Here is a 13,748-nt window from a genome sequence, read left to right on the forward strand (position 1 = left end):
CTAGCCGTTGCCTTGAGGATTCCGCTAAACCTGTTTTTAGTATAAAATGTAGTACACTAAATTAAAGACATTCCATTTAAATCAGTAGTTAATACATCACTCATGTAATCGAAAAAAGGACGCATAGCTTTAAAATTATCGCTTACGTTTTTGGCAAAATTTGGTGATTGCACTTCTTTATCTGTAAATTTATGTGAGAAAATATATTGTTTTTTACGCAATAAATCTATTGCAAGATGCTCTTTATCAAAACCTTTTGGCGCCGTTTTTAAAGCGTCACCTTCTAACTCTCCCCAAGCAGATGTAAAGGTTTTATTATTTAAAATGTCTCGTATTTCGCTATCATCCATTTCAAATTCCTTTCTTATTCTAAGTAAATCCTCTTTTTCAGGACTCCAAAAACCAGCCGCCATAAAATTGTTCCCAGGTTGAATTTGTAAATAGCAACCACCTCTTAGTTGTGGCTTAGCACGATGAAAACTGCCTCCAAAATTATTTTTATAAGGTTGCTTGTTTTTTGAGAATCGTACATCTCTATAAATTCTAAACAATTTCATTTTATCAAATTGGTCATGAGTTTCCATTTCTATGTAAACATCATTAAATAAAACTTTAACTTCAGCTAAAGCAGTATCGTACTCCTTTTTGTTTTCCGCAAACCAATCTCGGTTATTGTTTTTTTCTAATTTTCCAAGGAAATCTAAGGTCAGTTTAATGCTCATATTGTTTTATTTACTCTATAAAAATACAAAAGTATAAATAGAGTTTATACTTTAAATTCTAGGAAATTGTTATTCAAATTCAACCGACTTCAATATCAAGCCTGAAGCTGGCGCAACATAATCTATCTTTACTATATTATCGGGCTTTAAGGATGCTTCAATATCTTGAAATGTTAGCTTCCCTTTTCCCAAATCTATTAAGGTGCCCATCATTAATCGTATTTGATTTCGCATAAACCCTTTTCCTCTAACACGTAATAAGTAACTTTTCTTAGGGAAAAAATTAGCAGAATATATAGTGTTCTCAACAATCTCACAGGTTAAAATTTCACGAATATAAATACCATTATCCGTTGGTTTGTAACAATACTTTTTTAAATAATGTTCACCTTCAAATAACTTTGCTGCTCGTTTCATAAGCTCAAGATCTAAATCATCAAGAACAGTAGTTAAAATTGGTGCACAAAAAGGATGAAACTTATCGCCAAAAGCAAATAAATACAAGTACTCTTTAATTTTTGAGTTTTGAATAATATTAAATTTACCATCAACTTCTTTAATCGTTAGTGCGCGAATATCTTGAGGTAAATTTCTATTAAAAAGTTTTAAAAAGGCTTCAAAATCCTCTATTGGCTCGTACAAAAATAATTCTATGGCCGTTTCTTCAGCCGAAACCATAGCATCTGTTCTACCAGAGGCTAAACTTTTAAAACGCTTGCCTTCCATTATAAAATTCAATGTACGATCAACCATTAAATGCAATGTTTTTACATTTGGTTGTTTTTGCCAACCGTGAAACCGATAGCCTAAATATTGAATAGTAATAACGTAGAAGAATTTTTTCAAAAGAGTGTCAAATAATTTGCTCGAAAATAATCTATAAAATAGCGTTAAGCAAAAAAATTATAACTTGTATGCGAATTAAGTATCTAAAAACAAATATTATGTCTGTAAATTTTAAACAAAAACCTCCTGTTTGGTTCTGGATAGTTGCCGTTATTGGCCTTCTATGGAACGTCATGGGAGTTAACCACTACCTTCAACAAGCCTACAATACAGAGCGTTTTAGAAATATGTACAGCCAAGAACAATTAGACATAGTCGCAAGCGCACCTTCTTGGGTAACTGCTACTTTTGCAATTGCTGTATTTACAGGTTTCTTTGGCTTTGTATTTATATTACTAAGAAAAAAACTAGGATATGCTCTACTGCTAATATCACTTTTAGGAGTAATAATCCAAATGAGTCATATCTTAATTAGTGGACATGCTAGTAGTATTGGAATGACAATTATGATACTAGTTTTTGCTGTTATTTCTGTTCTTATAGCACGGTTATTTAAAACAAAAGGTTGGATAAAATAATAGAATCCCAAAATAATTTAAAAGCATCAATCCTTAAATTTTAGGGTTGATGCTTTTTTTATTAATTTCGTTATAAACTAAGCGCTATTGAATATTAAATATCCTTTTGACTCCTCTATAAAACACCATTTACTAATTGCTTTAGGCCTAGCTATTTGGATTTTTGTATTTCTGTATTTCACAGAACCTTTAGATGTTAGCGAATTTTATGAACATGAAAAATTATTATATTTACCACTTTATGGTAGCATTGGCGGCATTTCTTATTTAGTGTTTTTACCGTTACAATCATTCATACACAAAAAAAGTAATGGACAGTGGTTGATAAAACACGAACTTATTTTTTTAATTAGTTTTGCTTTTTTGGGTGTTATTTTCGCAAGACTATTGTATCTTTTTGTTGTAGTACCAAACGAACCTAATCCCTATCCACTAAGTTATCACTTAACAGGAATATTACTACCAGCTTTACTAACGATACTTCCTATTATTATTTTTGGTCGTTTTGCATTTGGAAAATACCGAAACAAGAAACTTGAAGATCAAAAAATTGAAATTAAAGGCGAAGGGAATTACGAAAGCATAAGATTACTTATAAACGATTTAATTTGCGTAAAATCAAGCGACAATTATGTTGAAGTATTTTACCTCTCTAACAATACACTTAAGAAAAGTTTAATAAGAAATAAATTATCTGTAATCGCCGAATCCTTTCCAGAATTATTAAGAACGCATCGCTCCTATATTATTAATCCATATCATTTTGAACAGTGGAAAACCGAAAAAGGCAAACATTTTTTACTTCTTTCTAATGCTATTGAAACTCCAATTTCTAAAACGTATCTAGAAGCTACTAAAAGAACCTTAAATATCGCCACAACATAGCACCATTACACCCCAAAGCACTATTATAATTGAGTTTGTAGTTGTTTCTGAAATATCTTTGCTTCAGAAAGTTTAATAACATAAAACCAATTAATTATGAAAAATGTAATCACACTTAATCTCCTTTTTTTCTTCGGAATCGCATGCGCTTTTGCACAAACAGAAACTTGCGACTGTAAAACTGATTTAGATTTTATAGTCACTAAAATGAAGAAAATGCCTTCATATAAAAAACAAATAAAAGGCGATAAAAAAGCAGCGTTTGAAACAAGTTATAAATCACTGTCATCTAAAATGAAGCAACCAATTCCTTTAGAAGCATGTTACAAAATGCTACTTCAACAAATGCTTTTAGTTAATGATGTGCACAGCAGTTTGAAATTCGTTAGTAAATATATCACCAAAGAAGATAGTAAAGATGATGCAAAACTAATCGATTTTAAAGCTTCAGAAAAACATATTAATCATCCAAAAACAAATCTTAATCTAGAGGCTTTAAAATCTGAATTGGCTTTAAAAAAACCAACAGATTTAGATGGACTTTATAAATATGGAGACCAGCAAACCATTGGTATTTATTACGCCGAAAACAAAAAAGACCTTATTGGCATTGTTTTAGAAAGCAATTTAAAACAATGGACAGCTGGAGAAGTGATTTTTGAAGCAACACATACTAATGGCATAAAATACAACCTCTTTTATTATCATCCAGCAACAAGAACTCCAGGTTTTGTTAAAAGTATTTCTTTTGAAAACGGAAGACTATGGTCTTATAAAAAGATAGGAAATACGGCAAATGCTGAGTTACCAATAGAAAACCAAACCAATTGGGAATTTAAACAACTAACACCTGAAACTCAGTATATGTATTTTGGTGATTTTTCTTCTTTCAGTACAAAGAATAAAAAAGCCTTTAAAAGATTTTATGCAGACATGGAAACTAAACTTACCGCTAAAAATGTGATTGTAGACTTAAGAAGTAATGCTGGCGGAAACAGTAAATTATCAGATCCTTTTCTAAAACTCTTAAAAAACAAAAATGTTTATATTTTAACCAATTGTTTTGCGGGTAGTAATGGCGAGCAATTCACCTTAAAACTCAAAGCACTAAAAAACGCTAAGCATTTAGGACAAACCACTCGTGGTATTATTGCCTACGGAATGAATTATGGTTATAATTATAATACGCCTTCTGGTTATTTTAACATGACTCCTACAGATATGAATTTTAGTAAATACTTAGCATTCGAAGGAAAGGGAGTTTCACCAGAATATCCATTAGATTTTAACACCGATTGGATTGAACAAACTTTAAAAATGATTGAAACTGACAATAATTAAAAAAACACAACAAGTTTACGTGGTTCTAATGCACGGTTAAACTTTCTAAATACACATTAGAATAACTGTCGCTATTTGGTTTTAGCGACAGTTTATATTTAAAATCTTAAAGAAAAATAAACACTTTTTAATCTATGACACTTTTAGTATTTAAAAAGATTTTACTCTTTCTACTAAGTAACTCAAGGAATTCTAATTCATGACCATAATTTAACAAGTCAAAATCAAACGCCTCATCTTCAACATATCTAATAAATTCTTCAACACGATGCTCTGGGATTTTAAAATTTTCAATCAAAAAATTAGAGCCAAGATAGTATTTAATTGATTTTGCTGGTACTTCAGGAATTCCAGCTGCTTTTTTGTCTTTAACTTCAGATCTAAAAAGTGGTATCAATAATTGATCTACAACATTTATAACGTTTAAACCATTGACCATAGTTTGAGCTTGAGAGTGCATAGCTGCACTTTGCACCTGGCTTATTTCATCAGTACTAAAATCTTCATTGTTATTGTTTTTGGCTCCAAAATAAATAACATCTAGTTTTGGCCTAAATGTATGAATACTGTTAAGGTCTGCCTCAATATCACCTGTGAGGCTTTTAGACGAAACGATAACTTCGTCCAATCTATTGATTTCTTCAATTAAAAAAATACTTAATTTTTTCGATTCTAAAATCGATTTATTAACTTTAATATTAAAATTTTGATACTCTATTGCTCTAATCTCTAAGAGGTCGTTTGAAGTTACAGCAATTGTAAATTCACCAAATTCATTAGATACTGTTCCTAAATTTGAGGAGGAGTTAAAAATAGTTATGCCATCAATATCATTGCCTTCAACAATAATTTTTCCTTTAACATTTTCGCGTTTTATATCTTGGGAAAATGTAAAAATGCTAACTGATAATAAAAATAAAGTAAGTAGGTTTTTCATAATATATAATTTCTTCTACAAAAATACCTCATACCTGTTTAAAAGACGAATCTTTATATATAAACATATATTAATATGTTTTATTTATAACATAAAATAAATTTATACATCTATTGTTGTAGAATATCACAAACTACTTCTCTCTACCTTTTAAAACAGCTACAACATCGTTCAACTTAAAACCTTTTGCTTGCAATAACATTAAGTAATGAAATAATAAATCGGCACTTTCACTTAGAAATAAATCGTCGTTGTTATCCATAGCTTCAATAACTACTTCTACAGCTTCTTCACCTACTTTTTGAGCTACTTTATTAATTCCTGAAGCAAATAATGAAGCCACATAAGATGTCGAAGAATCTCCAGCCTTTACTCTACTTTCAATAGTATCTTCTAATTTCGAAATAAACCCAAAGTTTTCTGTATTAGACTCTGCCCAACACGTATCTGTTCCTTTATGGCATGTTGGTCCAACTGGATTAACAGTAATTAGTAATGTATCGTTATCACAATCTAATTTTAAATCTACCAAGTTTAAAAAGTGACCACTTTCTTCACCTTTTGTCCATAACCGACTTTTAGTTCTGCTAAAAAAAGTAACTTTTTTAGTGTCTTGCGTTACTTTTAAGGCTTCTTCATTCATATAACCTAACATGAGCACGTTTTTAGTTGATGCGTCTTGTATAATTACCGGAACTAATCCGTCGTTGTTTTTATTAAAATCTATGTTCATCGTTTTATTAGTTTTGTCGCACTGAGCGCGGTCTAAGTGTATAATTAGTTACCATTTTATTTTTTCGACTGCACTCAAGATGATAGAAAGTTTGTTTGTTAAACTTATTGTCTTACAGGAATATTTTTATTTTTCAATGCTTCTTTTAATTCTGAAATTGGAATTTCACCAAAATGAAATACACTCGCGGCCAAAGCAGCATCAGCATTTCCCTTCTCAAAAGTGTCTATAAAATGCTGAATTGTTCCTGCTCCACCTGAAGCGATAATTGGAATATTAAGCGTTTCGGAGAGCTTTGCTAATGCTACGTTAGCAAAACCATCTTTTGTGCCGTCGTTATCCATAGAGGTAAACAAAATTTCACCTGCGCCTCTTTGTTCTACTTCTTTTGCCCAATCGAATAAATTTAGTTCCGTTGGTATAGTTCCACCTGCTAAATACACTATCCAATTTCCATTTATGTTTTTGGCGTCTATAGCAACCACAACACATTGACTCCCAAATTTGTTCGCCAATTCGTTAACCAATTCTGGTCTTTTTATAGCCGAAGAATTTATAGACACTTTATCTGCACCACATTGCAACAAGTCGTCTACATCTTCCACGCTCGAAATTCCACCACCAACTGTAAATGGAATATTTACGTGTTCTGCGACTTTTAAAACCATATCATGCATGGTTTTTCTACCTTCTAATGTTGCAGAAATATCAAGAAAAACCAACTCGTCGGCTCCTTTAAAAGCGTATTGCTTAGCTAATTCTACAGGGTCTCCAGCATCACGTAAATCGACAAAATTCACACCTTTTACGGTGCGCCCGTTTTTAATATCTAAGCATGGTATAATTCGTTTTGTAAGCATTTTTGTTAAGCTTTTGGCTTCGTCAGTTCTAGTGAAATTATTTTTTCTGCAATTTTGTATCGAGAACATCTGAATAACTTCCCGATACAATTTCTCCTACCTCTAAATCACTCGAAATGACTTTATTTGTTAATTATAAAATTCTCTAATTGCTTTAAGCTGATTCTATTTTCATAGATCGCTTTACCAATAATAACGCCTTCGCAACCGAGTTTAGCTAGTTTAGGTAATTCATCAAATGTTGAAACGCCTCCTGAGGCAATCAGCTTAATTGATTCTTCGCTTTGCTCAGAATGACATTCTCTTAATATTCTACTATACAATTCAAAACTTGGACCTTCAAGCATTCCATCTTTAGAGATGTCTGTACAAATAACATAGCGCACTCCTTTTTTCTGATACTCATTAATAAAAGGAATCACTTTTAAATCGCTTTCTTCCAACCAACCGCTAATAGCAATATTCTCGTTATTGCAATCGGCTCCAAGTATAATTTTATTATTTCCAAACTTCGTTAACCATTCTTGAAATATCTCAGGATTTTTAACAGCAATACTACCTCCAGTTATTTGGGAAGCACCAGAATTAAAGGCAATACCTAAATCTTTGTTAGTTTTTAATCCACCACCAAAATCGATTTTTAAATTAGTACGCGTCGCTATTTGCTCTAACACCTTATGATTTACAATATGCTTTGCTTTTGCTCCATCTAAATCTACGACGTGCAAATACTCAATTCCTGAAGCTTCAAATGCTTTAGCGACTTCTAACGGACTTTCGTTATATATTTTCTTGGTATTGTAGTCGCCTTTACTTAAACGCACACATTTCCCGTCTATAATGTCTATTGCTGGTATTATTCTCATAACATTCCCTTAAAAAAAAAGGGTCTCTTTTTAATTAATATATATATATTCAATTATATGGATTCCTGCCTTCGCAGGAATGACAAACTTCTTTTATCCAAACTAAAGTTCTAAAAAATTCTTCAAAATTTGCTCTCCTACTACACTACTCTTTTCTGGATGAAACTGTACACCATAAAAATTATTTTTCTGTAATGCTGATGCGTAATTAAACTCGTAATTAGTGGTTGCTATTTGTTCTTTGCATGCTTCAGCATAAAAACTATGAACCAAATACATAAAAGCGTCTTCCTTAATACCTTTAAATAATGGTGATTTTAAATCTGAAATGGTATTCCATCCCATTTGCGGTACTTTTACAACATTCGAAAAGCGTTTTACATCTACATTAAAAATCCCTAAACCATTAGTATTTCCTTCTTCTGAAGATTTACACATGAGTTGCATTCCTAGACAAATGCCTAAAACCGGTTGTTTTAAATTAGGAATCAACGTATCTAAACCAGATACTTTAAGCATTTTCATTGCCGAATTCGCTTCTCCAACGCCTGGGAAAATGACTTTATCTGCAGTTCTAATGTCGTCTGGATTGTTAGACAAAATAGCCTCTACACCAAGTCTTTTAAAAGCAAATTGAATGCTTTTAATATTTCCTGCTCCGTAATTTATTATAACTAATTTCATTCTTCTGTCATTCCTGCGAAAGCAGGAATCTATTTATAATTATATAGCTTGTGTATCCCTACCTTCGCAGGAATGACAAACACTTTACAACATTCCTTTAGTACTGGGTAAAATCATTTTATCCGCATCACGCTTTACTGCTACTTTAATCGCTTTTGCAAAGGCCTTAAAAATCGCTTCAATTTTGTGGTGTTCGTTAGTACCTTCAGCTTTTATATTTAGGTTACAACGTGCTCCATCTGTAAACGATTTAAAAAAGTGAAAAAACATTTCTGTTGGCATTTTACCAATCATTTCACGTTTAAAATCGGCTTCCCAAACCAACCAATTTCTTCCTCCAAAGTCAATTGCAGCTTGCGCTAAGCAATCGTCCATTGGTAAACAAAAACCATAACGTTCTATACCTAATTTATTACCTAGAGTATCTGCAAATAATTCGCCTAAAGCAATTGCGGTATCTTCTATAGTATGGTGTTCGTCGACTTCCAAATCACCAACTACTTTTAAGTCTAAATCTAATTGACCATGACGTGCAATTTGATCTAACATATGATCGAAAAAGGCAATACCTGTATCGATATTCGATTTTCCAGTACCATCTAAATTTAACTCTATTTTAATCTTAGTTTCGTTGGTGTTTCTTTCAATTGACCCTTTACGAGCATCCATTTTTAAGAAACGATAAATGGTTTCCCAATCGTTACTTTCTAAAGCTATATATTGATCTAAATGCTCACGTTTTACGGTAATTTCATCGGTTCCTAAATGCGTTTCATCATTAATGTAAATACCTTTCGCATTTAAGTTTTTTGCTAATTCTATATCTGTTAATCGGTCTCCAATAACAAACGAATTTGCTAAATCGTATTCGTCAGTAAAATATTGCGTTAATAAACCCGTGTTCGGCTTGCGTGTTGGCGCATTATCTTTAGCAAAAGTAACATCTATAAATTGTTCTTTAAAAGTAATGCCTTCAGCTTCAAAAGTTTTTAAAACAAAGTTGTGAACTGGCCAAAAGGTGTTTTCAGGATATACTTCTGTGCCTAAACCGTCTTGATTAGTGATCATTACAATTTCGAAATCTAATTCTTTAGCGATTTTACTTAGGTAAGTAAATACTTTTGGGTAAAAATCCAGTTTTTCAAACGCATCGATTTGCTCGTCTGCTGGTTCTTTTATAATGGTTCCATCACGATCTATAAATAAGACTCTTTTCATGGTTTTAATTTTTCTCTAATGATTTTAATGCTTCAATAAGCTTTTTATTTTCTGTTGCTGTCCCAACAGTTAAACGCAACGTATTCTCACATAAAGGTTGCGTGGTTCTGTTACGAATAACAATTCCTTTTTCGATTAATTGATGGTAACGTTTTGTGGCATCATCTACTTTTACAAGCACAAAATTAGCATCTGTAGGATAAATGGTTTCTATATAACTAATCGTTTTTAAAGCTGAAATTAACACCTCTCTTTCTAAAAGGATAATTCCTATAATATGGCTTACTTCTTCTAAATCGTCTAAGCGATTTAAAACTGCTTCTTGATTTAAAGTGCTGACGTTATAAGGTGGTTTTACACGATTATATAAAGCAACAATTTCTTCGCTTGCATAAGCAACTCCTACTCTAACACCTGCTAATCCCCAAGCCTTACTAAACGTCTGACTTACAATCAAGTTATTGTATTTGTTAATGTTTTTAAGAAATGATGCTTGTGCACTAAAATCGATGTACGCTTCATCGACAATTACGATTCCATTGAAATTCTCTAAAACATATTCAATATCCTCCGAATTAATACTGTTTCCTGTTGGATTATTAGGTGAACATATAAAAATGATTTTTACATCTTCGAAATCTAAATACGGTTGTAACTGATTTAGATTGATTTGAAAATCATTAATTAACGGTTGCTTTATAACTTCTATATTATTAATATTAGCAGACACGTCGTACATTCCATACGTTGGCGAAAAAGTCAACACTTTGTCTTTTCCTGGTTCACAAAAAATACGGTAAGCTAAATCGATAACTTCATCACTACCATTACCAACAAAAATCTGATTTGTTTCTACTTTTTTAATTGCAGATAGCTTTTGTTTGATTTCTTTTTGCTGTGGATCGGGATAACGATTTACACCATTTTCGAACGGATTTTCGTTAGCATCCAAAAAAACCATAGCGCCTGATGCACTATTTTTATACTCATCTCTTGCCGACGAATAGGGCTTTAAAGCTTTTATATTTGCTCTTACGAGGTTGTTTATGTTGAAATTTGTGTTCATTTTTTATTGTTTGTCAGTTCGATTGCAATTGCTTTTTCTACAATTTTGTATCGTTAACTTTGGTTTTACTAAAACTTCTCGATACCATTTTCTCCTACATCAGAAATTACTCGAAGTGACCGTTTATTCTAAATCTTTTAGCCTTAAAGTTACTGCATTTTTATGCGCATGTAAACCTTCAGCTTCGGCCATTAATTCAATTGTTTTACCAATATTTAATATTCCTTCTTTAGTTATTTTCTGGAATGTAATAGCCTTTGTAAAACTGTCTAAATTCACTCCAGAATAGGCCTTACTAAACCCGTTTGTTGGCAAAGTATGGTTGGTTCCAGAAGCATAATCGCCAGCACTTTCTGGTGTATAATTACCAATAAATACGGAGCCTGCATTTCTTATGCTATCTATAAAAAAGTCATTATTTCGTGTTGCAATAATTAAGTGTTCTGGAGCATAATCATTTATTAAATCTAAAGCTAAATCTGCAGCTTCAATAACAATGGCTATAGAATTAATTAAAGCCTTTTCTGCAATTTGTTTTCTTGGTAATCCCAAAAGTTGCTTTTGTATCTCGTTTTGTACAGATTCTATTAATTTAATTGAATCTGAAACTAAAATAACTTGGCTATCTTCTCCATGTTCTGCCTGACTTAACAAATCTGAAGCTACATAAGCTACATTTGCAGAATCATCTGCCACTATTAATAACTCACTTGGTCCTGCAGGCATATCTATGGCTACACCAAACTTAGTCGCAATTTGCTTTGCAACCGTAACAAACTGATTTCCTGGTCCAAAAATTTTATAAACCTGAGGTATCGTTTCTGTTCCAAACGTTAAACCTGCAATAGCCTGAATACCGCCAACTTTTATAATTTTAGTAACACCACATAAGTTTGCCGTGTATAAAATTTCGTTAGCTATTTGACCTTCTTTATTTGGAGGCGTACATAATACCAATTCTTTACAACCAGCAATATTTGCAGGTGTTGCTAACATTAAAACTGTTGAAAATAATGGTGCAGTTCCTCCAGGAATATATAAACCAACCTTTTCGATAGGTCTTTTTTCTTGCCAACAGTGTACACCTTTTACGGTTTCAACAAAAACTTTATCTGTTTTTTGAGCGCTATGAAATGCCTCAATATTTGATTTCGCTTGCGCTATAGCTTTTTTTAATTCAATGGAAACCAAAGCAGATGCCTTTTCTATTTCATCAGCAGTAACAACATTTGAATCTAATTCGCAACCATCAAATTTTTTGGTGTATTTAGCAATGGCTATATCACCATGTTTAGCGACATCTTCGAAAACCTCATTTACTGTTTTCTCAATAGCATCAACTGTTTGCGTTGGTCTTTTTAATAATTCTGACCACGTTGATTTATTTGGGTTTATAATTGTTTTCATTACATCACCATTTTTTCAATTGGACAAACCAGTATACCTTGAGCTCCTTTAGCTTTTAACTCATCGATAACCTCCCAAAACTGGTTCTTATCGATAACAGAGTGGACACTACTCCAACCTTTTTCGGCTAATGGCAATACTGTTGGGCTTTTCATTCCTGGTAAAACAGAAATAATGTCCTCTAATTTATCATTTGGAGCATTTAACAACACATATTTAGAATTCTGACCTCTTAAAACTGATTGAATTCTAAATTGAATTTTCTGTAATAACGCTTCATTTTCATTAGACAGTTTTGGTGATTTTGCCAAAACGGCTTCAGATTTCAAAAGCACTTCTACTTCTTTTAATCCATTTTTAAACAGCGTGCTTCCACTCGACACAATATCACAAATACCATCTGCTAATCCAATATTAGGAGCGATTTCTACAGAACCACTAATAATATGGAGTTTGGCTTCTATTCCGTTTTTATCTAAAAAGTGCTCTACAGTATTTGGATACGATGTTGCAATACGCTTACCACGTAAATCCTGTAGACTTGAAGCCTTAGAATCTTTTGGCACAGCAATAGAGACTTTACATTTAGAGAAACCTAAACGCTCTACAATTGGTAAATCGTTTCCTTTTTCTATTAAAACATTTTCGCCAATAATGGCTACATCTACAACTCCATCTCTTAAATATTGAGGGATATCCCCATTTCTTAAGTAAAAAACTTCCAAAGGAAAGTTACGTGCAGCAGCTTTTAATTGATCTTTTCCATTCTCTATAGAAATACCAATGTCTTTTAGAAGCTTCATTGAATCTTCATTAAGTCTTCCTGATTTTTGAACTGCAATTTTTAGTTTAGTCATCTTGCTTTATTATTGTTTTAGGCAAAATCAAACGGTATAAATAGAAAAAATCCGTTTGATTTGCTCAAACGGATTTAAAAATATTTTGATTTTATTCAATACATCTTCACCTCGCTTGAGTGCAAGTATGAAAATGATGATGTAGTTGAATAAAGTTCATGTCTGTTTTTGTTCTTCACAAAGATTATAAAATTATGTTTACAAATCCTAATTACTTACAATTAAATTTTTATTTTTATGGAAATCTAAAATTTACCTTATGAAATTTAAACATATTCTATTAGCTTTAATATTTATAGCAAGTGCACAATTTGCTATAGCTCAAGAAAGCACAAAAACAATTGTAGAAAGAGCTCAAATAACTGCTAAAAAAGAAAATAAAAATATCTTTATTATGTTTCATGCCTCTTGGTGTGGCTGGTGTAAAAAAATGGATAAGAATATGAAATTAGAACGTACTTTAAAGCTTTTTAATAATAACTATGTTATTGAGCACATTACGGTGCTAGAGAGTAAAAATAATAAGAAATTAGAAAACCCTAATGGCGCAGAGTTTTTAAAAGCAAATGGTGGAGAAAACCAAGGTTTACCTTATTGGATTATTCTAGATGCTGATGGAAAACAATTAATCAACTCTAAAAATAATAAGGATCAAAACTTAGGTTGTCCAGCAACTCTTGAAGAAGTTAATGATTTTATAGGAAAACTAAAAACAACATCAAAACTTAATGCTATAGAACTTGAAATTATAAAAAGTGAATTTATTAAGAAGTGAATTTATTATTTATGTATAAAAAAAAGCAACGCT

The 13,748-nt window shown here is 31.8% G+C and carries 15 protein-coding genes; 4 read left to right on the forward strand and 11 right to left on the reverse strand.

Features of this window, described 5'->3' with window-relative positions:
• Positions 1 to 56 precede the first annotated feature (56 nt).
• Both RH82_RS05650 and RH82_RS05655 read right to left on the reverse strand, forming a co-directional pair.
• Positions 57 to 722, reverse strand: a complete 666-nt coding sequence (locus RH82_RS05650) for a DUF2461 domain-containing protein (RefSeq protein ID WP_034058921.1) — start codon at positions 720 to 722, stop codon at positions 57 to 59.
• Positions 723 to 791: 69 nt separating this feature from the next.
• Positions 792 to 1,568: a tRNA pseudouridine synthase A gene (locus RH82_RS05655; protein ID WP_034058923.1), complete on the reverse strand. Its 777-nt coding sequence runs from the start codon at positions 1,566 to 1,568 to the stop codon at positions 792 to 794.
• A gap of 98 nt (positions 1,569 to 1,666) precedes the next feature.
• Between RH82_RS05655 and RH82_RS05660 the strand changes: the two genes are divergently transcribed.
• The 3 genes from RH82_RS05660 (at position 1,667) to RH82_RS17730 (ending at position 4,312) form a co-directional block, all read left to right on the forward strand.
• Positions 1,667 to 2,086, forward strand: coding sequence for a hypothetical protein (locus RH82_RS05660; protein ID WP_034058925.1), 420 nt, complete (start codon positions 1,667 to 1,669; stop codon positions 2,084 to 2,086).
• Positions 2,087 to 2,173: 87 nt separating this feature from the next.
• A complete protein-coding gene (locus RH82_RS05665) occupies positions 2,174 to 2,971 on the forward strand; it encodes a LytTR family DNA-binding domain-containing protein (protein WP_034058926.1) in 798 nt (265 codons plus the stop codon).
• 96 nt (positions 2,972 to 3,067) lie between these two features.
• Entirely contained in the window at positions 3,068 to 4,312 is a 1,245-nt protein-coding gene (locus tag RH82_RS17730) for a S41 family peptidase (protein ID WP_052158236.1), read from the forward strand.
• A gap of 127 nt (positions 4,313 to 4,439) precedes the next feature.
• Here RH82_RS17730 and RH82_RS05675 read toward each other — a convergent pair whose 3' ends face one another.
• The 9 genes from RH82_RS05675 to hisG all read right to left on the reverse strand — a co-directional run bounded on the left by RH82_RS05675 (position 4,440) and on the right by hisG (position 12,940).
• Positions 4,440 to 5,249 (reverse strand): carboxypeptidase-like regulatory domain-containing protein, encoded by an 810-nt coding sequence (locus RH82_RS05675; protein ID WP_034058928.1) that lies wholly within the window; start codon positions 5,247 to 5,249, stop codon positions 4,440 to 4,442.
• A 133-nt stretch (positions 5,250 to 5,382) separates the two neighbouring features.
• Positions 5,383 to 6,024 carry a bifunctional phosphoribosyl-AMP cyclohydrolase/phosphoribosyl-ATP diphosphatase HisIE gene (gene hisIE / locus RH82_RS05680; RefSeq protein ID WP_262494851.1) on the reverse strand — a complete coding sequence of 214 codons (642 nt, stop codon included), beginning with the start codon at positions 6,022 to 6,024 and terminating at the stop codon, positions 5,383 to 5,385.
• A gap of 62 nt (positions 6,025 to 6,086) precedes the next feature.
• The gene (gene hisF / locus RH82_RS05685) at positions 6,087 to 6,842 is read right to left on the reverse strand and encodes an imidazole glycerol phosphate synthase subunit HisF (protein ID WP_034058966.1); all 756 of its coding nucleotides are present in this window, start codon (positions 6,840 to 6,842) and stop codon (positions 6,087 to 6,089) included.
• Between the two features lie 122 nt (positions 6,843 to 6,964).
• Positions 6,965 to 7,708: a 1-(5-phosphoribosyl)-5-[(5-phosphoribosylamino)methylideneamino]imidazole-4-carboxamide isomerase gene (gene hisA, locus RH82_RS05690; RefSeq protein ID WP_034058931.1), complete on the reverse strand. Its 744-nt coding sequence runs from the start codon at positions 7,706 to 7,708 to the stop codon at positions 6,965 to 6,967.
• A gap of 102 nt (positions 7,709 to 7,810) precedes the next feature.
• Positions 7,811 to 8,392, reverse strand: coding sequence for an imidazole glycerol phosphate synthase subunit HisH (hisH, locus tag RH82_RS05695; protein ID WP_034058933.1), 582 nt, complete (start codon positions 8,390 to 8,392; stop codon positions 7,811 to 7,813).
• 84 nt (positions 8,393 to 8,476) lie between these two features.
• Positions 8,477 to 9,610, reverse strand: a complete 1,134-nt coding sequence (gene hisB, locus RH82_RS05700; RefSeq protein ID WP_034058935.1) for a bifunctional histidinol-phosphatase/imidazoleglycerol-phosphate dehydratase HisB — start codon at positions 9,608 to 9,610, stop codon at positions 8,477 to 8,479.
• A 4-nt stretch (positions 9,611 to 9,614) separates the two neighbouring features.
• Entirely contained in the window at positions 9,615 to 10,676 is a 1,062-nt protein-coding gene (gene hisC, locus RH82_RS05705; RefSeq protein ID WP_034058937.1) for a histidinol-phosphate transaminase, read from the reverse strand.
• Between the two features lie 123 nt (positions 10,677 to 10,799).
• Positions 10,800 to 12,083 (reverse strand): histidinol dehydrogenase, encoded by a 1,284-nt coding sequence (hisD, locus tag RH82_RS05710; RefSeq protein WP_034058939.1) that lies wholly within the window; start codon positions 12,081 to 12,083, stop codon positions 10,800 to 10,802.
• Entirely contained in the window at positions 12,083 to 12,940 is an 858-nt protein-coding gene (hisG, locus tag RH82_RS05715; RefSeq protein WP_034058940.1) for an ATP phosphoribosyltransferase, read from the reverse strand. The genes hisD and hisG overlap by 1 nt, the downstream gene beginning before the upstream one ends.
• 259 nt (positions 12,941 to 13,199) lie before the next feature.
• Here hisG and RH82_RS05720 point away from each other — a divergent pair, with 259 nt between their 5' ends.
• Entirely contained in the window at positions 13,200 to 13,715 is a 516-nt protein-coding gene (locus RH82_RS05720) for a thioredoxin family protein (RefSeq protein WP_034058942.1), read from the forward strand.
• Positions 13,716 to 13,748: the final 33 nt, after the last annotated feature.

Source organism: Lacinutrix jangbogonensis (genome assembly GCF_000797445.1).
Lineage (GTDB): Bacteria > Bacteroidota > Bacteroidia > Flavobacteriales > Flavobacteriaceae > Lacinutrix > Lacinutrix jangbogonensis.